The sequence below is a fragment of the Pseudomonas sp. USHLN015 genome, from assembly GCF_037153275.1.
Lineage (GTDB): Bacteria > Pseudomonadota > Gammaproteobacteria > Pseudomonadales > Pseudomonadaceae > Metapseudomonas > Metapseudomonas tohonis.
Map to the genome: position 1 here is coordinate 48,905 of NZ_JBBCKP010000006.1, position 21,641 is coordinate 70,545.

At 67.5% G+C, this 21,641-nt stretch carries 19 protein-coding genes and 1 pseudogene; 10 read left to right on the forward strand and 10 right to left on the reverse strand.

The features are described from left to right. Nucleotides 1–241 precede the first annotated feature (241 nt). Complete coding sequence (locus WFQ67_RS13355; RefSeq protein ID WP_337057147.1) at nt 242–2,353, reverse strand: hypothetical protein; 2,112 nt, start codon at nt 2,351–2,353, stop codon at nt 242–244. Between the two features lie 311 nt (nt 2,354–2,664). Between WFQ67_RS13355 and WFQ67_RS13360 the strand changes: the two genes are divergently transcribed. Continuing rightward, a complete protein-coding gene (locus WFQ67_RS13360) occupies nt 2,665–3,255 on the forward strand; it encodes a hypothetical protein (RefSeq protein WP_213626046.1) in 591 nt (196 codons plus the stop codon). A gap of 59 nt (nt 3,256–3,314) precedes the next feature. Here WFQ67_RS13360 and WFQ67_RS13365 read toward each other — a convergent pair whose 3' ends face one another. Further along, nucleotides 3,315–4,361, reverse strand: a complete 1,047-nt coding sequence (locus WFQ67_RS13365) for a hypothetical protein (RefSeq protein ID WP_213626047.1) — start codon at nt 4,359–4,361, stop codon at nt 3,315–3,317. 67 nt (nt 4,362–4,428) lie between these two features. Further along, nucleotides 4,429–5,253, reverse strand: a complete 825-nt coding sequence (locus WFQ67_RS13370) for a tetratricopeptide repeat protein (RefSeq protein WP_337057148.1) — start codon at nt 5,251–5,253, stop codon at nt 4,429–4,431. A 108-nt stretch (nt 5,254–5,361) separates the two neighbouring features. On the opposite strand from WFQ67_RS13370, the gene WFQ67_RS13375 reads away from it, so the two are divergent. The 3 genes and pseudogenes from WFQ67_RS13375 (at nt 5,362) to WFQ67_RS13390 (ending at nt 7,413) form a co-directional block, all read left to right on the forward strand. Continuing rightward, nucleotides 5,362–6,417, forward strand: coding sequence for a helix-turn-helix transcriptional regulator (locus tag WFQ67_RS13375; protein ID WP_337057149.1), 1,056 nt, complete (start codon nt 5,362–5,364; stop codon nt 6,415–6,417). A 62-nt stretch (nt 6,418–6,479) separates the two neighbouring features. Beyond that, nucleotides 6,480–6,644: a hypothetical protein gene (locus WFQ67_RS13380; RefSeq protein ID WP_164488215.1), complete on the forward strand. Its 165-nt coding sequence runs from the start codon at nt 6,480–6,482 to the stop codon at nt 6,642–6,644. Between the two features lie 407 nt (nt 6,645–7,051). Beyond that, nucleotides 7,052–7,413: pseudogene (locus WFQ67_RS13390) on the forward strand (DUF1883 domain-containing protein). Nucleotides 7,414–7,910: 497 nt separating this feature from the next. Here the strand turns inward: WFQ67_RS13390 and WFQ67_RS13395 are convergent. Genes WFQ67_RS13395 through WFQ67_RS13410 form a run of 4 tightly spaced genes read right to left on the reverse strand, consistent with a single transcriptional unit; the run spans nt 7,911 to nt 12,133 of the window. After that, nucleotides 7,911–9,038, reverse strand: a complete 1,128-nt coding sequence (locus tag WFQ67_RS13395) for an agmatine deiminase family protein (RefSeq protein WP_337057153.1) — start codon at nt 9,036–9,038, stop codon at nt 7,911–7,913. Between the two features lie 29 nt (nt 9,039–9,067). Continuing rightward, nucleotides 9,068–10,162, reverse strand: a complete 1,095-nt coding sequence (locus tag WFQ67_RS13400) for an extracellular solute-binding protein (protein ID WP_337057155.1) — start codon at nt 10,160–10,162, stop codon at nt 9,068–9,070. 2 nt (nt 10,163–10,164) lie between these two features. After that, nucleotides 10,165–11,076: an N-carbamoylputrescine amidase gene (aguB, locus tag WFQ67_RS13405; protein ID WP_337057156.1), complete on the reverse strand. Its 912-nt coding sequence runs from the start codon at nt 11,074–11,076 to the stop codon at nt 10,165–10,167. A gap of 1 nt (nt 11,077) precedes the next feature. Beyond that, nucleotides 11,078–12,133: an agmatine deiminase family protein gene (locus WFQ67_RS13410; RefSeq protein WP_337057157.1), complete on the reverse strand. Its 1,056-nt coding sequence runs from the start codon at nt 12,131–12,133 to the stop codon at nt 11,078–11,080. Nucleotides 12,134–12,267: 134 nt separating this feature from the next. On the opposite strand from WFQ67_RS13410, the gene WFQ67_RS13415 reads away from it, so the two are divergent. The 4 genes from WFQ67_RS13415 (at nt 12,268) to WFQ67_RS13430 (ending at nt 15,400) form a co-directional block, all read left to right on the forward strand. Continuing rightward, nucleotides 12,268–13,143: a LysR substrate-binding domain-containing protein gene (locus WFQ67_RS13415; protein ID WP_213626055.1), complete on the forward strand. Its 876-nt coding sequence runs from the start codon at nt 12,268–12,270 to the stop codon at nt 13,141–13,143. Nucleotides 13,144–13,368: 225 nt separating this feature from the next. Then, entirely contained in the window at nt 13,369–14,547 is a 1,179-nt protein-coding gene (locus WFQ67_RS13420) for a PepSY-associated TM helix domain-containing protein (protein WP_337057158.1), read from the forward strand. Continuing rightward, the gene (locus WFQ67_RS13425; protein WP_337057159.1) at nt 14,544–15,083 is read left to right on the forward strand and encodes a thiamine pyrophosphate-binding protein; all 540 of its coding nucleotides are present in this window, start codon (nt 14,544–14,546) and stop codon (nt 15,081–15,083) included. The genes WFQ67_RS13420 and WFQ67_RS13425 overlap by 4 nt, the downstream gene beginning before the upstream one ends. After that, nucleotides 15,053–15,400, forward strand: coding sequence for a hypothetical protein (locus WFQ67_RS13430; RefSeq protein WP_442969589.1), 348 nt, complete (start codon nt 15,053–15,055; stop codon nt 15,398–15,400). Before WFQ67_RS13425 ends, WFQ67_RS13430 begins: the two co-directional genes overlap by 31 nt. Before the next feature lie 377 nt (nt 15,401–15,777). Here the strand turns inward: WFQ67_RS13430 and WFQ67_RS13435 are convergent, their stop codons facing one another. From WFQ67_RS13435 to WFQ67_RS13445, 3 genes are all read right to left on the reverse strand, one after another. Then, the gene (locus tag WFQ67_RS13435; protein WP_337057162.1) at nt 15,778–18,222 is read right to left on the reverse strand and encodes a TonB-dependent siderophore receptor; all 2,445 of its coding nucleotides are present in this window, start codon (nt 18,220–18,222) and stop codon (nt 15,778–15,780) included. 235 nt (nt 18,223–18,457) lie between these two features. After that, entirely contained in the window at nt 18,458–19,432 is a 975-nt protein-coding gene (locus WFQ67_RS13440) for a FecR family protein (protein ID WP_337057163.1), read from the reverse strand. Continuing rightward, nucleotides 19,429–19,941 carry a sigma-70 family RNA polymerase sigma factor gene (locus WFQ67_RS13445; protein WP_337057164.1) on the reverse strand — a complete coding sequence of 171 codons (513 nt, stop codon included), beginning with the start codon at nt 19,939–19,941 and terminating at the stop codon, nt 19,429–19,431. Before WFQ67_RS13445 ends, WFQ67_RS13440 begins: the two co-directional genes overlap by 4 nt. 202 nt (nt 19,942–20,143) lie before the next feature. On the opposite strand from WFQ67_RS13445, the gene WFQ67_RS13450 reads away from it, so the two are divergent. Then, a complete protein-coding gene (locus WFQ67_RS13450; RefSeq protein WP_337057166.1) occupies nt 20,144–20,677 on the forward strand; it encodes a sigma-70 family RNA polymerase sigma factor in 534 nt (177 codons plus the stop codon). Then, nucleotides 20,674–21,639: a FecR domain-containing protein gene (locus tag WFQ67_RS13455; protein WP_244862936.1), complete on the forward strand. Its 966-nt coding sequence runs from the start codon at nt 20,674–20,676 to the stop codon at nt 21,637–21,639. The genes WFQ67_RS13450 and WFQ67_RS13455 overlap by 4 nt, the downstream gene beginning before the upstream one ends. The last annotated feature ends 2 nt before the right edge of the window (nt 21,640–21,641 follow it).

Consider the following 21,641-nt stretch of genomic DNA (forward strand, 5'->3'; position numbering starts at 1 on the left):
GAAGGCGCAACGCCGGGTGGCGCGCGGTGAAGGTCACGGGTTGCGGATCAGGCAGGCGGGATGTCGCAGGAGATGGGCAGGTGGTCCATGGGGTGCCTCGGCTTGTTGTAGTCGTTATGGCGCCGACTCTAGCCAAGGGTGACGCGGGGAAACATATGACAAATCAAATACTTGGTTGATGAATCTGGCAACTATCGTGGTGGCCGGCCCGGAGCGCCACGGCGGCGCCCCGGGCCTGCGTTCAGCCTTGCTGGCTTTCCATGTAGCGGATCAGCAACGCCTCCAGCGCCTCGTCCATCTGCTGCCTGTAAGCGTCGAAGCCATCACGGGCGAAGTCATCCAGCTTGCGGCTCAGCCCCAGCGCTTCCTCCTTGCTGGCGAACTGTGTCTCCACGGCCCGGTAGATGGCGAAGGTGAAGTTGCCGGCCAGGTCCTCCAGGTCGCCATTGGCGATGTTCATGCCCATGCGCCGGCAAGTGAGCTGGAAGTCCTTCATCTGTTCGGATTCGGCGACCTGCTCCATGGGTCGGGCCACGCTGCGCAGGGTCTTGCGTCCACCTTCCACGCCCTGCTGCACATAAGGAACGATCAGCGCGCTGAGCAGAGGGTAGAGCAGCTCGGCGGTCTGGTCCTCGTCGAAGCCGGCCTGCTCGCGCAGCATGTGGCTCATCGAGGCAATGGCGTAGCCTAGCCCCAACAGCGTGGTTTCGTCACTGGCCAGTGCCGCCTGCTCGTTGCCGCTCAACGCCTCGCCCAGGGCACGGGCGACGAAGCGCGGCACCTGCATGGCGCCGGCCAGCACGCCCATGCCGAACTGAATGGTATGGAACTGCTCCAGCCCTTGCTGGAATTCCTCGCTGTCGCGTTGCCGGGCGCTGGCGCTGCGGGCGTGGGCCTGGAACTGCTCGAGGTACTGCTGCCCCTCCTCCAGCTTCTGGTTGAACAGCGAAGAGCGCTGGATCGGTGTCGGTTCGCTGCGCCTGGCGAAGCTGGACAGGCTCTTCGCCGAGCCGGGGCTCGCCGGCTCCGGCGCCTCCAGCAGTTCGCCCTGCAGTTCCGGGCCAATGACGCGGTCGATGATCTTGTCGCGGTTGCTGATCATGAACTGCACGAACACCTGCTCCCTCAGCGCCAGGCGCACCACGCTCGGCAGGAAGGCATAGAGGTACACCGCGAACTTCTCAATGTTCTCGTCGTTGCGCAGGGCGGCGAGGGAAGCTTCGCCGGTCTTTTCCTTGAGTAGCGGGATGATCTTCGATTTGTTCTGCTCGATGGCGTTGGCGATGAAGCCGAACAACTTCTCGCTGGCCCTGGAGTCCTTGCCCTTGGCGTCCTCCGCCACGACCTCCGGCTGCGCCTCGGCCAGGGCCTGCACCGCCGGCACCGACATGCTCTGCTCCACCTCGCTGGACAGCTGCACCTGCTGCTCGACGGCGGGCGCGGCCACGCTCACCGGTGCCGCAACCGCCTTGGCCGCCGGCGCGGGCTGATCGGCAAGCTGGCCCTGCAAGTCCTGCAGGCAGTCGTTGATGGTGTCGAAGAAGTCCCCCAGCTCGGCCTCGCCCAGTTGGGTCAGTTGGGCGATCTCGCGCTGGTTGACGAAGACCTTGCGCTTGCTGATGGCGATGCCGGTGAGGAATTTCCAGAAGAACAGGCGCGGCGAATCCATCATCATCTTCATGGCGATCCGCGTATCGCCGATCAGCATCCCCTCCTTGGCGCCACCGAACAGGGTGTCGTCGACCAGCACGATCACCTCGTCCGCCGTCATGCCGTTGCCATAGGACGCCAGGGCCGCCTGCAGCTTCTTCGGCGGAATGTTCGGCGCTACGAAGACCTTGTCGGACTCGATACGCAAGGCGCACTCGCGCACGTAACCGATCAGCACCGCCAACTGCTCGGCCGGCAATTCCCCGGTGGCCTTCGGCGCTGCCTCCACCGGCGCGGCAAGCGGCTTGCCGGGCGCATCGGCCTGCCCGCCCAGCCACTCGGCCAGCACCTCGAAGCAAGCGGTCAGGTCACGCTTGTCGGGCATGTTGAATTTCAGCACGTCACGGCCGTTGACGAAGGCGCGCTGGTCGCGGGACTGGACCAGCTTGATCTCGATGAACAGGTACTCGGTGGGCTCCGCGAAGGGCTCGCGGAAGAGGAGACGGTCGGAACAGATCAGGCAGCCATCCTTGCCGCTGCCGAACATGGTGTTGTCGATCAGGGCCACGACCTCACGCGGATCACCCCTGAACTTGAATGCCTCGATGGCGTTGCTCAGCAGCTTGGGAGGAATCCCCGGGGCCAGGTGGATGCGGCTGCAACTGCTGAAATTCTTCTGCCGGTAGAACTCGACCAACGACATACAACGTCTCCTTCAGGTCCTTGAAGCCCACGTTTCCCGTGGGCATCGACAACGCCCGCCAGGCACTCGCCATCCCGTAAAGCCCGAGATAGAGCGCCCGAAATCTTGATTCAGAAATGCACAAGAACATCAGACTGCCTGGATGGCCATCATCGCGACATTATCCGTTAGTCCCCTGGCGGGTAAAGCATTGTCAGGTTTGGCTGATGACACTCCATAGCGACATGTAGCCAGCCGCGAGTCTTTTCTTACATGTCCATTTCGTTGTCATATGGCCTCATCACCACACCACCGACGCAAAGGGAATTGCCATGAGCGTGATCATCGAGAGCCAGCCATTGCAGCCCCTGGAGCCCGTGCTCCGCACCTGGGTCGAATGCGTCAGGCAGTACGTCGCCGTCTGGGGCGGTGAGGACCTGCCCTACTGGTACAACGAGCAGTCCAACGTCAGCGTGCTCTGTGGCGCTGCCTGGCGCGCGGGCTGGACCGCGCTGGAGGAATACCAGGTGGGCAGGATCGGTGACGAGGCCGAATACGGCGCGGGGCGCAACGACCTGTATATCGCCAACGACGAGCACGGTTTCTGCATCGAAGCCAAGGTGGCCTACCTGGAAATCACCGACCTGACCGCTGCGGGCACCTTGCTGGCGGCCCGCTGCGCACTGGCGACAGCCGATGCGCGCTCGGCGGATATCGAGGGCCACAAGGTCGGTGCGGTTTTCGCCATCCCCTATCGCCAGGGCGCGCAGGCGAGCCAGGAAGAACAGCAGGCCTTCATCGACTGGCTGGAGGAAAAGCACTTCGCCGCGCTTGCCTGGGTGCAGCCGGACACGGAGCCGAACCTGCGCAGTCACGACGACAGGCACTACCCACTGGCGGCCCTGGTGCTGCTGAACGCCTGATCCAGCGTCGGTGGAGCGGGATGCGGAGGGCCGCAACGGCGCAGCCCTCCGCGAAGCCGTCAGTAGCCTTCCATGAACAGCACGGCTTCCAGTTCACGCAGGGTGTACTTGCCGTCCTCACCGTTGAGCGCGGAGAGAATCCGCTTCGACAGCAGGTTGGCGTCCAGCTGCGCCTGCCAGGAGGTGTAGGCGTTCTTCCAGTAGCTGCGGGTAGCGCGCGGGCGGGAGCCACCCCGGCCGGCCACGGTACCCAGGGCCGGGTACTGCTGCTTGAAGTCGGCCAGCTCGCCGTCGTCCAGCACCGCTTCGGCAATGGACACCAGGGCGGTGGCGACCCGCGAATCGAAGATCACGAAGTCGTCCGGGTAGAAGATCGCGTAGAGCTTGGTCCAGGCGCTGTTCATCGCTGCGGGGCTGGAAGGCTTTTGCTTCCGGGCTTCACCGAGGTTATGCACAACCACGGCGGCGTCCTGGGTGGGTAGCTTCACCCCGCCCCAGTCGCAGATGTCCTGGAACAGCGCCAACACAGCGGCAGCGTTGCCGGCGAGGTTGACGCTCAGGGCGCGGGCACGGCCGACGAAGGCATTCAGGGTCGTCGCGGTGGCGAGGTAATCGACGCTTGGGCTCGGCCAGAAGTAGCTGCCAAGCCGCGCAGCGAAACCTTCTACCGGCTGGGCAGGGTGCAACGCGCGGCGACGGCGGTCGAAGATCTGGAACGGCACCTGCGCCAGGTAATCGGCGAAGCGGGCTTCGGCAGGGCCACCTGCGGCAACGACCGGAGTCGGGGCCGAAGCCTGCTCCTCATGCCTCAGCAGCTCCTCGCCCTCCTCCAGCGCCAGCACGCGGTACAGCCCACGGGCGACCTTGCGATAACGCGGCGTCTCGCCGCGCTTGACCCAGTAGCCGCTGTCCTCGGCTCGGTTGGCCATCTCGGTGGTGATGTGGCTTTCGCTGAAGAACTCGAAGCCGACGCGGAAGCGCTCCACCTTCTCCTCGCCATCGAGCACCTCGACACGGCGCTCGTCTCCCAGCAGGTCGGTCGCCCGCAGTTCCATGGCCAGGCGGCCGTTGACGATCTCCAGAACGATCGAATCATGCAGCGTCATATTCCCTCCCCTTGCTCCATCGAAAACCGCACCCGACACCGGGCACGAAAGAATTCCAGCCTCCCGCTCACCCCACCCACAACCCGGCATTCTCGTCCGCGTCGTCCAGCGTCTTCATCTCGCGGGCCAGGCTGCTGCCCATGCGCAGGGCGTGGTCGCGCCAGAGGCGGTAAAGATATCGCTGCGGGTCGTGAAACCTGAAGCCACCGGCGAAGAAATGCGCCAGTCGCTCGGCCGCCACCATGCAGCCCTGTGCGGCGGCCACCTGCAGCCACCAGGTGCCCTGCATCGCGTCCACGCAGCCGACCTCCTCGTCCAGCAACAGGCAGCCCAGGGCGAGCGCCGCCTCACCATCTCCCCCGCTGGCCGCGCGCCGGTACCACTCGGCAGCGCGGACCGGGTCGGCGCAGCCCTCCCGCGCCCGCTCTTCCAGCAGGCCGCCCAGCGCCCGCGCCGCCTGGATCACGCCGCGCTCCCAGGCCAGTTCGTAGTAATCGGCCGCCAGCGCCAGGCCGACCGTCACGCCCTTGCCGTAGCAGTACTGCTCGCCCAGGTTGAACAGCGCCTGGTCCGAGCCCAGGGCCACGGCGAGCTTGAACAGGCGATGGGCCTTGCCCGGGTCGGCCGGCAACCAGCGCCCGTTCAGCCAGAGCCAGCCGAGGTCGTTGAGCGCGTCCGCGTCCTCGGCCAGCGCCTGTTGCCTCAGTCGGGCGTAGTGGCTGCGCGCGGCGTCGACACCCTCGCAGTCGCTCAGCAGGTCGTTCACCCCCGAGGCCGCCAGGCCGATGCCGGCATAGAAGCGCAGCAGGCCGTCCGGCGTCTCGATCGCCAGGCGCCCGGCCGGGGGCAGCAGGTATTCCAGCAGGCTGATGACGCGGGCGGAGCTCGACATGCTCGGTTCCTGATTCGGTTTCATCGTCCGTGCCACTAGGCAGCACGTTTTCCATGGCGCTAGTATCCACGGCCGAACGACAACCTATGTCGCACGAGGACGCCACCGATGCCCGCCCGATCCCCACGCCCGAACGCCGTCGTCACCCTGGAGCGCCGCAACCGGGTGCTGGCCGAAATCGCCGCCACCGAAAAGCCGGGCCTCGATGCGGCGACCCTGCACGAGCGGCTGCAACAGCAGTGCGCCGTCAGCCTGCGCACCGTGCAACGTGACCTGGAGCTGCTGGCGGCCGACGGCGCCATCGCCTCCGACAACAACCATGCGCAGCCACGCTGGAGCCTGGCCAAGGGCGCGCGCCTGCCCGCCGCCAGGGTGCAGGCCAAGCCGCTGGACAGCCACGAGCTGAAGTCCGCGCGGGTGGCGCTGAGCATCGTCACCCTCTACGAACAGGCCAGCCACCTGCTGCACCGCGCCGCACTGGACGACCTGCACGAGCAGTACCTGCGCTCGCGGGAGGTGCTCGACAAGTTCCAGCGCCACGAGGGGCGCTGGCTGGGCAAGGTGGTGAGCGGCTCGCAACAACTGCAGTTGCGCCAGGCGCCGATCGACGAAACCGTGCTGCGGGAAATCCAGCTGGCGCTGCTGGAGGGCTACCCGCTGGAGGCGCTCTACTACTCGCGGCGTAGCGCCAGCGAACAGCACATGCAGCTCAATCCCCTTGGCCTGTCCTACCGGGATTCGAGCATCTACCTGATCTGCACCAAGGTCGGCGAGACCAGGGTGCGCACTCTGCCACTGCAGCGCTTTCGCAGCGTCACGCCGAAGAAATCCCGCAGCGTCCAGATACCGCCAGGCTTCGATCTGCAAGCCCACGCACGCCAGGAAACCCTGCTCGAGCCCGAGCCGATCCTTCTGAAGCTGCGCATCAACGCTGCGCTGCGGGAGCGCCTGGACGCCACCGAGACCCCACTGGCCGATGATCAGCGCCTCTCGCCCCTGGAGAATGGGTGGTGGCTGCTGGAATGCGAGATGGCCCATACCCGCGAGTTGCAATGGTGGATCCTCGCCCACGGCGCCACGGTGGAGGTGCTGGAACCGGCCGCGCTGCGCCAGGCCATCGCCCAGTGCGCGCGGGAGATGGCAGGCTTCTACGCCGACACCTGACGACACAGGCTGTCGCGCGGTCCCCCTAGGCTGGGCTCCTCATCACCGAGGAGATCGCTTCCATGCACAGCTATTCCGCCTTCCTGCAACGCGTCCAGCCGGGCGCCGGCCCGCGCGCCAACTTCAGCCTCATCGTCCAGGCGGTGAGTTCGGACATGGCGCGCATCACCGCCGAGGCCCAGTACCCGGGCTACAAGTGCATCAACGCGCCGACGCGACAGCGCTGAGCCCCCTCGTGGCCGGAGACTATCTCTACCACTGCTACAACAGCGATTGCGCCGTGCCGGCCCAGGCCTGCGGCGTGATCGCCCGCCACCACTACAGCGACTGTTTCGATATCGCCCGCCATGCCCTGCGCATGAGCCGTGGTGCGTACCTGGAACAAGCGCTGGCGGGGCTGGATGGCGCGCTGTGCTGGCACGGGCACCGCCCGGTGGTGCTGTTGGTGGAGGCGGGGGCGCAGATGACCCTGGGCGACTACCGCCGGGCCTGGTGCTGGCTGGAGGAGCGCCTGGTGGCGCAGGTGCAGCGGCGCGTGGCGCTGAGGCTGGAGAGCATGCACAGGGAATTCAGACTGTGGCTGTTCGAGCCCGGATACCCGCCTTACGGTGGCGAGACGACGGCAGGCCGAGAGTTGCAAGGCCCCGCCGTGATATCGTTGCGCCTTTCGCTTTACCAGTTCCGGAGCGGTACATGAAGTTCATCCACCAGCGCGAACACCTCAACGAAGGCGACATCGTGGTCATCGAGTGCTCGCAGGTCTGCAATATCCGCCTGATGAGCGACGCGAACTTTCGCAGTTTCAAGAATGGTGGGCGCCACACCTACCACGGCGGCGCCTTCGACAAGTTCCCGGCGCGCATCACCGTGCCCAGCACCGGCTACTGGAACATCACCCTCGATGCGGTGACGCGCCGGGCCATCAGCGTGACGCGCAAGCCGACCTTCACCCACAAGATCAAGTTCGTGCGCCGCTCGCCTTCCGACATGGCCTGACGGCCGCCTCAACCGCGCAGGCCGCGCTCGGCCGGGCCGTAGGCCAGCCAGGCGAGGCCCAGCATGGCGCCCAGCACCAGGGCGCTGCTGGCGAGGTTTTCCACAATCAGTTCGATCGACAACATGTCCGGGCTCCCCAGAAGTTGATTCGGCATCTGGGGTGTCACGCTATGTCGTGTTTGTTTACATGTCCATGTGTCAACTTTTCGCACGTAAACAAATGGAGCGGGTGCGAGGGAAGCCAGGCGTAAAAGCGGGCGAATGAATTCGCCCCAACAGGCACCACACACGGACCGTAGGATGGCGTAGAGCGCAGCGAAACCCATCACCGGCCTTGCACCCGCCCCGTAGGGGCGACTTCAGTCGCCAAGCAGCCCGCAGGGCTGCCACAGCGGTGCCCCCCGGCGGCCTCGCACGGTGGATGAAAAGAGCGTCATCCGCCCTAACCCCTGCTCAGATACGTAGCCCGGGAGCCCATCAAGACCGCCACCGCCGGCCTACACCTTCGGCTGGTGGCAGGTGACGCAATGGATGCCGCCACCGCCCGCGGCGACCGCGTCGATGTTGATCTGCACCACCTTGCGCCCCGGGTAGAGCCGGGTGAGCAGGTCGCGGCAGAAGGCATCGGCGCTGGCATCACCGAACTGCGGGGCGATCACCGCGCCGTTGACCGGGTAGTAGTTGATGTAGCCGGGGGCGAAGTCCGGGTTGTCGCGGGTGAAGCGGTTGTTGCGCAGGGTGCGGGGTGGCGGCAGGGTGTGGACCTGCAGCTTGCGCCCGTCGGCGTCGGTGGCCTTGTTGAGGATCTCCAGGTGCTTGCGGGTCACCGCGTAGTCGTAGGACTGCGGGTCGTTGTCGAGGTTGGCGATCACCACCCCGGGCTTGACGAAGCGCGCGTAGAAGTCGACGTGGGCGTCGGTGATGTCCTTGCCCTTGATGCCGGGCAGCCAGATGATCTTGCGCAGGCCGAGGTTGCTCATAAGCTCGGCCTCCACCTGCGCCTTGCTCATGCCGGGGTTGCGGTTGCCGTTGATCCAGCAGCTCTCGGTCATGATGCCGGTGCCGGCGCCATCCACCTCGATGCCGCCGCCCTCGCCGGTGAGCTGGCTGGCGATGTAGCTGGCGTCGGCGTCGTAGCTCACTTCCCCCGCCACCTCGCCGTCCTTGGCGTGCTGCTGCTTGTTGCCCCAGCCGTTGAAGTTGAAGTCCACCAGGCCCAGGCCGCCCTGCCCGTCCACCACGAAGGTGCCGCCGATGTCGCGCATCCACACGTCGTCCAGGGGCATCTCGACGAAGCGGGTGTTGCGCGTGCCGCACTTCTGCCTGGCCAGGCTCGCCTGGCCGGGGCGGTGCAGCACCACCACCGGCTCGTAGGTGGCGATGGTGCGGGCGATCAGGCCGATGCAGTCCTGCACGTCGGCGGTGAAGTCCTCCCAGATGGCGGCCTGGGCGCCGAAGCTGACGTAGCTGCAGGCGTGCACGCCGTTCTCGTCCGGCATGCGCCAGGCGCCGCCCCGCAGGGCCGCCTGGGCGCGCACCGGCGAGATTCCGAGCCCGAGGCTGGTGACCGCGCCGAGGCCGGCGATGGCGGTGAGTTGCTTGATGAAGTCACGACGCGAAGGCATGGCAGTGCTCCAGGGCGCGGGGCGCCGGTTCAGTGGGTGGAGGTCTTGAACTTGGTCCAGGCACGCATGCGGGCCCGCATGTCGCGCTGGGGGATGTCGCGCCCGGGGATCAGCCGTGCATAGGCGGCATCGTCGACGTAGATGTCCGGGTTGCCGCGCATGTCGGCATCCACCATCGGCCGCGCCTTGGCGCTGGAGGTGGGGTAGCCGGTGAAGTTGCTGATGGCGGCCATGTTTTCCGGGCGCATCACGAAGTTGATGAAGGCATAGGCGTACTCCGGGTGCCGCGCATCCACGGGGATGGCCATGGTGTCCATCCACACCGTGGTGCCCTCGCGGGGGATGCGGTACTGGAAGTCCACCGGCTTGCCCGCCGCTGCCGCCGCGCGCTGCGACTGGGTGACGTCGCCGCTGTAGCCCAGGGACAGGCAGAGGTTGCCGTTGACCAGGTCGGTGACCGGCTGCGACTGGAACTTGCGGATGTACGGCTTGATCGCGCTTAGCAGCCCGGTGGCGGCCGCCAGGTCCTCGGCCTTGGCGCTGCGCGGGTCGCGGCCGAGGTAGTTGAGGACCACGGCGAGTACCTCGTCGGGCGAGTCGATCACCGAGATGCCGCAGTCGGCGAAGCGCGCGGCCAGCTCCGGCTTGAACAGCAGGTCGAGGCTGTTCACCGGCGCGTCGGCCTGGCGCTGGGCGATCATCGCGGCGTTGTAGGTGATGCCGATGGTGCCCCAGGTGTAGGGCACCACGGCGTGGCGCGAGTAGGGGTAGCGGATCTGCAGGCGCTTGAGGCCGGGCTCGATGTCATCCAGGCCGGTGAGCTTGTTCTCGTCGAGCTTCTGCAGGGCGCCGGCACGCATCAGCCGCTCGGCCACGGTGTCGCCGGGGAAGACCAGGTCATAGCCGCTGTTGCCGGCCATCAGCTTGGCTTCCAGGGTCTCGCTGCCGTCCATCACGTCGTAGACGACCTGGATGCCGGTCTCGGCGGTGAAGCGGCTGAGGGTGTCCTCGGCGAAGTAGTCCGCCCAGTTGTACAGGCGCAGGATCTTCTCCTCGGCCTGGGCACTGCCGGCCAGGCAGGCCAGGGCGGCGGCGGTGACCAACAGCGATCGGAAGGCACGCATGCTCAGGCTCCTCGGGTGTTCTGCCAGGTGACGTGGGTGCGCAGGCCGTCGAGGCCGAGCATCGGGCCGTACATCTCCGGGCGGCGGTCGCGGTAGATGCCCCAGGCGAGGCGTTCCTCGGCCATGGCGTCGAGGTCCAGCGTCTGCAACAGCACCGTGGTGCCTTCGCGGTCGGCGTCGGCCAGCAACGTGCCCTTGTGGTCGCAGATGAAGGAGGAGCCGTAGAAGCTCATCTGCAATTCCGGGTCCGTGGTCGCCACCTCGCGGCCGACGCGGTTGGCCGCCACCACCGGGAGGAGGTTGGCGGCGGCGTGGCCGCGCATGGTCATCTGCCAGTGGTCGCGCGAATCCAGGCCCTGGGCGCCGGGTTCGGAGCCGATGGCGGTGGGGAACAACAGCACCTCGGCACCCTGCAAGGCCAGGCAGCGCGCGGTCTCGGGGAACCACTGGTCCCAGCATATCCCCACGCCGAGGCGGCCGTGGGCGGTGTCCCAGACGCGGAAACCGGTGTCGCCGGGGCTGAAGTATTCCTTCTCCTGGTAGCCGATGGCGTTGGGGATGTGGGTCTTGCGGTAGACGCCCAGCAGGCGTCCGTCGGCATCGGCCATGGCCAGGGAATTGAAGAAGGCGTTGCCGGCACGCTCGAACCAGCTCAGCGGCAGGACCACGCCCAGCTCCCCGGCGAGGTCGGCGAAGCGCGCCAGCACCTGGCTCTGCGCGTATTCCTCGGCCAGCGCCAGGTGCCGGTGGTTCTGCTCGATGCAGAAGTAGGGGGTGGCGAACAGCTCCTGCAGCAGGATCACCTGGGCGCCCCGGGCGGCGGCCTCGCGGACCAGGCGCTCGGCCTGGTCGAGGTTGCGCGCGAGGTTCCAGCTGCAGGGCATCTGGGTGGTGGCGACGGTCAGCTTGGCCATCTCACACCCCCTTGAGCGGCCAGGCCGGCTGCTGCTGGGTGATGCAGTGCACCCCGCCGCCGCCGTGGGCCAGCTGGTTGATGCGCACCGGCACCACGTCGCGGCCGGGGAAGGCCAGGCGCAGGGTGGCGGCGGCCTCGTCGTCGGCGTCGATGCCGTAGGCCGGCATGATGATGGCGCCGTTGGCGATGTAGAAGTTGGTGTAGGAGGCGCAGAACACTTCGGCCTCGGTGTCCACCGCGTCGCTGGCCTCGAACAGTTCGAGCATCTCGAAATGGCGGCCACGGGCGTCGGTGGCCAGCTCCAGGGCACGGCGGTTCTCCCGCACCACCTCGGCGTAGACCGAGCCCAGGTCACGGGTGGCATCCACCAGCAACGCGCCGGGGCGGGCGAAAGCGCAAACGCCGTCGACGTGGCCGTCGGTCATGTCGCCGGTGACGTGGTCCGGGTCGCCCGGCAGCCAGATGGTCTTCTGCACCCCCAGCAGGCGGGTGAAGATCGCCTCCACCTCGGCCTTGCTGATGCCCGCGTTGCGGTTGGCGTTGAGCAGCACCGACTCGGTGGTGATCAGGGTGCCGTCGCCGTCGACGTGGATGGCGCCGCCCTCGTTGCTCAACGCGGTGCCGAAGCACTCCAGCCCCAGGTGGTTGAGCACGCGGCGCGCCAGGCCTTCATCCAGGTCATGGGCCGACTTGCCGCCCCAGGCGTTGAAGCGCCAGCTGACGCCCGCCACGCCCAGTTGCGGGTGGCAGACGAAGCTCGGGCCGGAATCGCGGCACCAGCTGTCGTCGACCGCCAGCGGCAGCAGCTCGACGCCCGGGCCGCAGAGGGCGCGGGCACGCTCCACGGCGCTCGGGTCCACCACCATCTTCACCGGCTCGAAGCGGGCGATGGCGTTGGCGACGCGGGCGAAGTCCTCCTGCACCGCAGCCAGGGTCACGCCCCAGCCGGCTTCCCAGAGCGGCTGGTTGTGCGGCCAGACCATCCAGGTGGCGGCGTGGTGGGACCATTCGGCGGGCATGACCCAGCCGCTCTGCTGCGCGTGTTGCTGCTGCATGACGATTGCCTTCAGTTAAGTTTTAGTTATCACTGAAAACCGCGACCGCGGTAATGGAAGCCATGCTAGGCCTGTGAAATAGGCGCAACAAACGATAGATTTTCCACATTTATGATCAGACAGGCTTATCAGAAATGCTCAAGCACTGGCCCCCGCTGAACGCCCTGCGCGGCTTCGAAGCCGCTGCCCGCCTCGGCAGCTTCCACAAGGCCGCCGAAGAGCTGCACCTCACCCAGTCGGCCATCAGCCAGCAGATCCGCAGCCTCGAAGGCTTCCTCGAGCAGCCGCTGTTCCACCGCAACGGCCGCAGCGTCGCCCTCACCGATGCCGGGCACGACCTGCTCGGCACCACCCAGGCGCTGCTGCAGCAACTGGCCGTGGGCATCCGTCGGCTGGACCAGTACCGCAAGCCCAACCAACTGGTGGTCAACACCAGCCCGGCCTTCGCCCGCCACTGGCTGGTGCCGCGCCTGGGCGGCTTCCGCCAGCAGCACCCGGAAGTGGACCTGTGGCTGTTCACCACCGACGAGCCACCGGATATGGCCACCCAGACCATCGACATCGCCGTGCGCGACGACATCACCGCCCAGGCCGAATGCAGCTTCCGCGTGCTCCACGCCGATCGCCTCTACCCCGCCTGCCACCCGGCGCTGCTGGCCACCCCGGCGGCGCAGCGCACCACCCTGCACGGCGAGCGGGAGATGGACTGGAGCCACTGGGCGCTGGAAGCGGGTATCGACGTCGGCCAGCAGAGCAGCGGGCTCAACTTCTCCGACCCCGGCCTACTGCTGGACGCCGCCTGCGACGGCCTCGGCATCGCCCTGGTCAGCCGCCTGCTGGCGCGCAAGGCGCGCGCCGAGAAGCGCCTGCAACCCTTGGTGGAGCAGACCATCCGCGGCCCCAACTGGGCCTGGCTGATCCACCGCGACAGCGAACCCAGCCCGCTGACCCGCAGCTTCGGCGACTGGCTGCTGGAACAGCTGGAGGACGATGTGGAATCGATGGGCTAGACGACCCTCCGTCGGACGGAAACATTTTCTTGCATCTGCAGTTGCGGGTTTTGCCCCTCTCGTCCGTCCTGAATGTAACGCCCCCTCGATTTCGAGATGCCGTTTCCCTGGTTGCACCCGCCAGCCCCCTTGGGCCGGTGGGTGCCTTTCCATGGGCCGGGCGTGACCGTACCCGTGACCGGCCGAGGCCGGAGCCCCTGATTCCGCTACCCAGATCGTTGCCCAATGTCGAAGAAGTCCCGTTCGAAAACCTGGTTCCTGGTCCACAGCTGGCTGGCGTTGCCCATCTGGTTCTTCGTGTTCCTGGTATGCATCACCGGCACCCTCGCGGTGCTCAGCGAGGAGATCGTCTGGCTCGCCAATCCCGATGTGCGCGCCACCGCGCCCACGGATGACGCCCGGCCGCTGGGCTACGACCAGATACTTGCCGCCATCGAGAAGCAGGACCCCAGCGCCGATGTGGAATGGCTGGCCATGCCGGAGGAGCGTCACTTCGCCCTGACCGCCGCGGTGACCTACCCCGACACCCGCACCGCGACCCTGTACGTGAACCCCTACACGGGCCAGGTCCAGGGCAGCAGCCCGCTGTTCGACTTCCGCCAGTTCACCCGCGCCCTGCACGGCTGGTGGCTGGTGCCCTTCACCAACGGTTACAGCTGGGGCTGGTACCTGGTGTCGCTGCTGGGCCTGCCGATGCTCGCCTCGCTGGTCACCGGGCTGGTGGTCTACAAGCGCTTCTGGCGCGGCTTCCTCAAGCCGACGCTGCGCTTCAACCAGGGCGCCAGGATTTTCTGGGGCGACTTCCATCGCCTGTCGGGCATCTGGTCGATCTGGTTCATCGCGGTGATCTCCATCACCGGCGTGTGGTTCCTGATCCGCGCCATCCTCGCCGACACGCATGTCTCCATCTCCAGCGCCGGGCTGCCTACGCTGATCCCGCGTGACGAAGTCCCCCTGGTGCAACCCGGCCAGCCGGTGCCGCGCGTGAGCATGGACCAGGCGGTGGCCACCGCCACGCGGACCATTCCCGGCTTCGAGGTGAGCTTCGTGATGTTCTCCCCGGACGCCTACACGCCGATGGAAGTGGGCGGCCGGGGCTGGTACCCGCTGATGTACCAGACCGCCGAGCTCAACCCCTATACGGGTGAACTGGTGGGCTCGCGCCTGCTCGCCGACCGCACGCCGCTGGAGTTCGTCACTGAATCCATGCGCCCGCTGCACACCGGTGACTTCGGCGGCATCTGGGTGAAGATGATCTGGTTCGTCTTCGGCCTGCTGCTGAGCATGATGGTGCTCAGCGGCCTGCTCATCTGGAGCAAGCGCACGGTGATCGCCACCGCCAAGGCGATGAAACGCCACCCCCGCCCGACACCCGTCACCCCCGCCCTGGAAGCGACCGAATGAGCAACGCAGCCCTGATTCCCGAGTCCCGCCTCAAGCGCCAGTGGCTGAAGTGGCGCTTCCACCTCAGCGCGCTGCTGGTGCTGGTGCCCCTGGGCTTCATGCCCGCCTACTTCCATGACGTCAGCCTCGACCGTGGCCTGCAGGGCCTGGGCGAGCGGGTGATCGGCCAGTACCCGGTCGGCCCCTGGACCGCGCGCATCGCCGAATGGGAGTTGCACGACCCGCAGCGCGACGGTAAGGCCGGCTACATGAAGGAGATCACCCTCGCCTTCTGCGCCGACTGCATCGACCAGGTGAAAGCCGCCTACCTGCGCATCGGCAAGCCACGCAGCCTGCGCGCCGCCGGCGCGCTGCTCTCCGGCAGCCCCTACCGCCTGTTCGCCGAGGTGCGCATCCCGCCGGGCACCACCGCCGACGATGCCCTGTGGCTGACGGTGGAGGGCTGGGACGGCAGCGTCCACCAGGCCTCCATCCCCCTGAAGGACGTCTCGCCGTCGATGATCGAATGGCTGACCCGCAATGGAGACAAGCTGTGAAGCCCCTTTTCCCCGCCCTGCTGGCGAGCGCCCTGGCACTCGCCGCCCCCGTCGCCCTCGCCCACAACGCCTTCGTCGAGTGCGAGGCCGTCGATGACGGCCTGATCCGCTGCACCGGCGGCCTCTCCGACGGCAGCGCCGCCCCGGGCGTGACCCTGGACGTGATCGGCTACGACGAGCGCGTGCTGGTCAACGGCCAGCTCGGCGACGACTCGCGCTTCACCTTCCCCCGCCCGAACGGCGAGTTCTACGTCCTCCTCGACCTCGGCGCCGGCCACACCGCCGAGCTGGACTACAAGCAGATCAAGAGGCTCTGAGGCCGCGTAAACGCTGGGCTGAAGCGGAGCGCCGCCCGGCCGACTCGGTGCCCACCGGCGGCACCGCTGGTGGATGAAAAGAGCGCCATCCACCCTACCCACGGCCCAACTCAGCACGCGCCAGCCGTAAGGGGGACGACGCTTCACCCGTCCACCAAGCGTGCCCACCGGCGACACCGCTGGTGGATGAAAAGAGCGCCATCCTCCCTACCCACGGACCAACTCCGTGCGCGCCAGCCGTAGGGTGGACGACGCTCCACCCGTCCACCAAGCGAACTCACCGGCGGCACCGCTGGTGGAGGTAAAGAGCGACCTCCACCCTACGCACAGCGTCACGCCGTAGCCCGGGCTCCGCCCCGGGGCCTGGTCGGCTGTGATCAATACTCCCAGCGCAACGAAGCGGTCAGGCTGCGCGGCTCGCCGTAGAGGTCGCTGTAGACGCTGGTGCTCGCGTAGTACGCCTTGTCGAACAGGTTGTCGACGTTGAGCGTGCCGGTGAAGTGCTCGTCGAAGCGGTAGCGCGCCAGCAGGTCCACCAGGGCGTAGCTGCCCTGCTTGGCTTGCAGGGTGGTGCCGGGGATCACCTGGGTATTGCCGTAGCGGGTCGCGCTTTCCCAGCGCACGCCACCGCCGAGGGTGAGGCGGTTCAGGTCCCCGGTCAGGTCGTAGGTGCTGAACAGCTTCACGTTGTTCCGGGGGAAACCGACGTTCACGTCCACGCCCTGCGGGTAGTAGGTGTTCACGTGGCTGTATGCCGCCTGCACCTGCCAGCCCGGCAGCAGCTCGCCGGCGACTTCCAGCTCCAGCCCCTTGATCTTGATGTTCGCGGGGCGCACCAGCTCGTTGTCGAAAGCGTCGTACAGCCCGGTGCCGACGGCGTAGTTGCTCAGCTTGGACTCGAACAGCGCGGCGCTGAGATTGAGCCGGCCGTCGTAATACTCGCCCTTGGCCCCGACCTCGTAGCTCTCGCCCTCGGTGGGGTCCATGAAGGTGCCTTCGAGGGTCCGGCTCGATTGCGGCTTGTAGATGCTGGTGTAGCTGGCATAGACCGAGTGGTTGTCGTCCAGGTCGTAGACCAGGCCGGCATAGGGAGTGACTTCGCCGTGCTCGCGCTTCTTCAGGGAGGTCGGATCGTAGCCGTAGTAGGCGGAGCTCTGGTCGACCTTGAAGTAGCTCAGGCGGCTGCCGAGGATCAGCGACAGGCCATCGGTGAGCGTGAAGCGGGCCGTGCTGTACGCCGCATACTGGCGCTGGCTGTACTCCAGATCGCCAATGCGGTTGAACGGCGGCTTGGAGATGTCGCCACGCCATTGGTAGACGTCGGGAATGGCCGGGTTCCAGCCGCTGCCACTGCGATCCACCCACAGCGGGTAGGCTCCGGTGTTGCTGCGGTAGCGCATGGCGCTGGCACCGACCACCAGCTCGTGCTCGCGGCCGAACAGGCTGAAGGGGCCGGATGCGTATGCGTCCACCGAGTTCTGCTCGGGCTTGCTCGGCCACTTGGCGAAATACAGGTTGGTGCCCGCGCCGGTCTGCTGGTCGGGGTAACCGTTGCTGCTGAACCAGCCGTACTCGACGTCGTTGTCGTCACGGACGTTGGTGACGGCGACCTTGGCCATCCAGGCGTTGTCGAAGCGATGCTCGTAGGTGCCGAAGATCGAGGTGCGCTGGCGATCCGCGTGGCTCCAGTCGGCGGCCGAGTTGAAGGAGCGCTTGAAGTCGGTGCGCTGGCCATTGCTGTAGAACGCCGGGAAGCCGAAGTAGCCGCAGGCATCGCAGTTGCGCACCTGGTAGTCGATGCCGAAGCTGACGGTATCGCGCTCGCCGAGGTCCGCCTCGACGACGCCATAGGCCACCCGACGCTCGGTGCTGAGGCGATCGGTGAAGGAATTGGCGGTCTGGTAGGCGGCCACCAACCGGCCGCGCAACGTGCCCTCCTGATTCATCGGGCCCGACACGTCGAACTCGGAGCGGTAGTTGTCCCAGGAGCCGGCGCTGCCCTGGATCGAGGCCGCGAACTCGCGGGTCGGGCGCTTGCGCACCATGTTGATGGTGGCGGACGGCTGGCCGATGCCGCTGAGCAGGCCCGTTGCGCCGCGCACGATCTCGACCCGGTCATACACCGCCATGTCGTTGGACTGGCTGCTCATCGAGGGCTCGAACACCGTCGGGATGCCATCGACCTGGAAGTTCTCGATCTTCATGCCACGGGAAAAGATGCCCACCTCCTCGTCGGAGGAGTTGCTCTTTTTCTTGTAGAGCACGCCCGGGGCCTGGGTGAGGACGTCTTCCAGGCTGACCATCTTCTGGTCGCGGATGCGCTGGCTGGTGATCACGCTGACCGACTGCGGCGTCTCGCGCAGGGACAGCGGCAGCTTGGTCGCGGTGCGGGTCGAACCGGTGGTGTAGGAGCCGGTGCCCTCGGTGGTATCGCCCAGCAACGAGGAGGAGATGGTCGTCGCCCCCAGCTCCAGGGCGCCTTCGGCTGGCGCCGGGATCAATGACAGCGTGCCGCTGGCGGTCACCACCAGCGACAACCCACTCCCCGCCAGCGCCTGCTGCACCGCCTGCTCCGCCGTGAACTGCCCGTGCACCGCCGGGGCCCGCTTGCCGCTGATCAGCGCCGGGTCGGCCGAGAGGGTGCGGCCGCTCTCGCGGGAGATGCGCGCCAGGGTCTCGCCCAGCGGGCCGGTGGGAATGTCATAGCTGCGCACGGCAACCTGGCTGCTGCCGGATTCGGCCTGGGCCACGAGTGGCTGGCCAGCGCTGGCGAACGCGATCGCCAGGGCCAGCAGGCCAGGGCGCAGAAGGGGGGACGACATGTGGGGCTCCTTGTTCCGTGTGTCGGGTTTGCCCTATCCATGTCCAACGAGCCGGGGAAACCCCTCATCGTTCCTGAGAATTTTTTCCATTTGTTGGCGAGGCGGTTTCAGTGGGTCCCCGCGTTCGCGGGGATGACGGTGCCTGCGTGCACACAGGCGGCACTGCCGGTGGATGAAAAGAGCGCCATCCACGCTACGCACGGCGCCAATCCGTGAACGCGGGCACGATGCGCGATCAGGCGCGGTCGATCAGCGTCAGCCAGGGCCCGAAGCGACGCACACGCACCGGCATGGTCTCGGCCAGGGATTGCAGGGTGGCGCCGCTGTCGTCCAGAGGGAACACACCGAACACCCGCACCTGCGCGGCCTCCGGGCTGATGCGCAGCAGGCCGCGATGGTAGGGGCGCAGCGCCTCGACCAGGTGCCCCAGGGGCTCGTCATCGACTTCCACGCGCCCGTCCACCCAGGCCGCTCGGGTCAGCAGGCTGGCGCTGGCGGGCTGGATGCCGGCGGCCCCGAACCAGGCCGCGTGGCCTTCACCCAGCTCGCCCTGGCGCCCGTCGAGGCAGTCGATGCGCACGCTGTGCTCCTGCACGCAGACCAGGCTGCGCGCCTCTTCCTGGCGGACCAGGAAGCGCGTGCCCAACGCCCGTACTTCGCCCTGGGCGGTGGCGATGATGAAGGGCCGCGCAGCATCGGCGGCTACCGTCACCAGCACCTCGCCCTCACGCAGGCGCAGCAACCGGCGCGAGCCATCGAAGCGGATATCCACCGCGCTGCGGGCATTGAGGACCAGGCGGCTGCCGTCAGCCAGTCGCAGCGTGCGGCGCTCGCCGGTGGCGGTGTGCACATCGGCGGTGAGGCCGGTCAACGGGGTCACGCGGTTGACCAGCGCAGCACTGCCAGCCCCCAGCACCAGCAACGCCAGGCCGCCGCGCAGGAGCTTGCGCCGCTGCGGCGAATCAGGGGCGGAGAGCGCACGGCTGGCGGCCTGCAACTGCCCCGGGCTGCGCCCTTCGGCGCCCTGCAGGTCGGCCAGCGGCTGTTGCAGCAGGCCGCTGACCCGTTGCCAGGCGAGCAGGTGGGCCGGGTCGTCGGCCAGCCAGCGCTTGAAGTCCTGGCGGTCGTGGTTGGTCACGCGGCCGGGGTCCAGGCGCAGCATCCAGTCGATCGCGGTGCGGGTGTGCGGGTCGAGTTCGGCGTGGCTCATGGCAGCTCCGGGTGGGCGCTGAGGCAATGCACGAAGGCACGGCGCAGGTCGCGTTCGACCGTGGCCAGGGACACCCCCAGGAGGTCGGCTATCGCCTGCTGCGGCAAGCCTTCGAGACGGTTGAGCAGGAAGGCGCGGCGCACCCGCTGCGGCAAGCCGTCGAGCAGCCGGTCGATGGTGTCGAGGGCCTCGCTCACCAGGGCGATGTCCTCCTCCGAGGGGGCGAAGCGCTCGGGCAACTCCGCGAGGGCCTCCAGGTACGCGCGCTCCACCTTGCGCCGCCGCCAGAAGCTGGACAGCAGGCGCCGGGCCAGTGTGCCGAGGAAGGCGCGCGGCTCCTCCAACTGCCCCAGCTGGCGCGAGGCCATGGCCCGCATGAAGGTGTCCTGGGTCAGGTCGGCGGCATCCTGCGGGCAGCGCAGCTGGCGATACAGCCAGGCGCGCAGCCAGCGGTGGTTCTCGCTGTAGAGCGTCGCCAGGGAAGCGTTGAGGTCCGGAGATGTGGCCACGTGGGAAGATCCCGGGATCAAATAAGAATAAGTCGCATTATTGTTGATTGCCGCCCCAACTGGCAATGCCCACGAATGGACAGAAGCCGCAATCATCCTGCGCCTTGTCGACCGTACGAATTGCCAGCGGGGACCTGTAAGACTAATATGCGAATCCTTCTCATCTGCATTCATCCCGCCCTGCCCTGACGGTACCCAACAGATGTCGACCTTCGACGAGTCCTACCAACGCCAGGTGCAGCACTATTACGTCGAGCACCACGGCTGGATACGCGCCTGGCTGCAACGCAAGCTGGGCAATGCCTGCGACGCCGCCGACCTCGCCCACGATGTGTTCCTGCGCCTGCTGAGCAGGCCGCGCCGGTTCGACAGCGACACCCACGCCCGCGCCTACCTCAGCGCCATGTCCCGCCATGTGTGTGTGGACTTCTGGCGGCGCCAGCAGGTGGAACGTGCCTGGGCGGAGGTACTGGCCGGCCAGCCCGAAGCGGTGGCACCTTCCGAGGAGCACCGCGCTCTGGTGCTGGAGGCGCTGCAGCAGGTACACAGCATGCTCGCCAGCCTGCCGCCAAAGGTCGCCGAGGCCTTTCTCCTGGCCCAGGTCCAGGGCCTGGGCTACCGCGCCATCGCCGAGCGGCTGGGGGTTTCCGAGCGCACCGTCACCAGCTACATGGCCCAGGCGATGCTGCAGTGCCTGCTGCTGGAAGCCGAGCTCGACGAGGTACTGGCCCCGTGACCCCGCTCAAACCCGACCACGCCATCCTGCAGCAGGCCGCCCACTGGTACGCCGAGCTCAGCGCCGAGGCGGCCGACGAAGGCACCCGCGCCGCCTGGCTGCAATGGCATGGGCAGAGCGAGATGCATCGCCAGGCCTGGCTCTACGTCGAGCGCATCAGCCAGCGCTTCGCCCCGCTGCAAGGCGACGGCGAGCTGACCCTGCAAACGCTCAAGGGCGCCCGCCGCGCCCAGCAGTCGCGGCGCCAGGCACTGCGCACCCTGGCCGTCCTCTGCGGCGGCAGCCTGCTCGGCTGGGCCGGCTGGCGCGGCACCCCGCTGCCGGGACTGGTGGCGAGCTGGCGCGCCGACTACCGCAGCGCCACCGGCGAGGTGCGCGAATTCACCCTGGACGACGGCAGCCGCGTCTGGCTCAACAGCGCCAGTGCCCTGGGCGTCGACCTGCAAGCCGACCTGCGTCTGCTGCGCCTGGTGGCCGGCGAGGTACTGATCGACACCCATCACGACAGCCGCCCCTTCGTCATCACCACCGCCGAAGGCCGCCTGCGCGCACTGGGTACGCGCTTCAGCGTGCAACAGCAGGAAGGCCGCACGCGCCTCAACGTCTTCGAGGGCGCGGTGGAAGTGCGCAACGCCTCCGGCGAGCTGCGCGTCGCCCAGGCTGGCGAGCAACTGGCCTTCGACGCCCAGGCCATCGGCACCCTGCAACCCGCCAGCCAGGGCCGGCAGAGCTGGAGCCAGGGCATCCTGCTGGCCAGCGACATGCCGCTGTCGGCCTTCGTCGAAGAACTGGCCAGCCACCGTCACGGCCACCTCGGCGTGGCCCCGTCGGTCGCCCACCTGCGGGTGACCGGCACCTTCCCCCTGCATGACGGCGACCAGGCCCTGGCGATGCTCGAGGACGTCCTGCCGATCCGCATCCGCCGCACCCTGCCCTGGTGGCAGTCCGTGGAAGCGCGCTGACC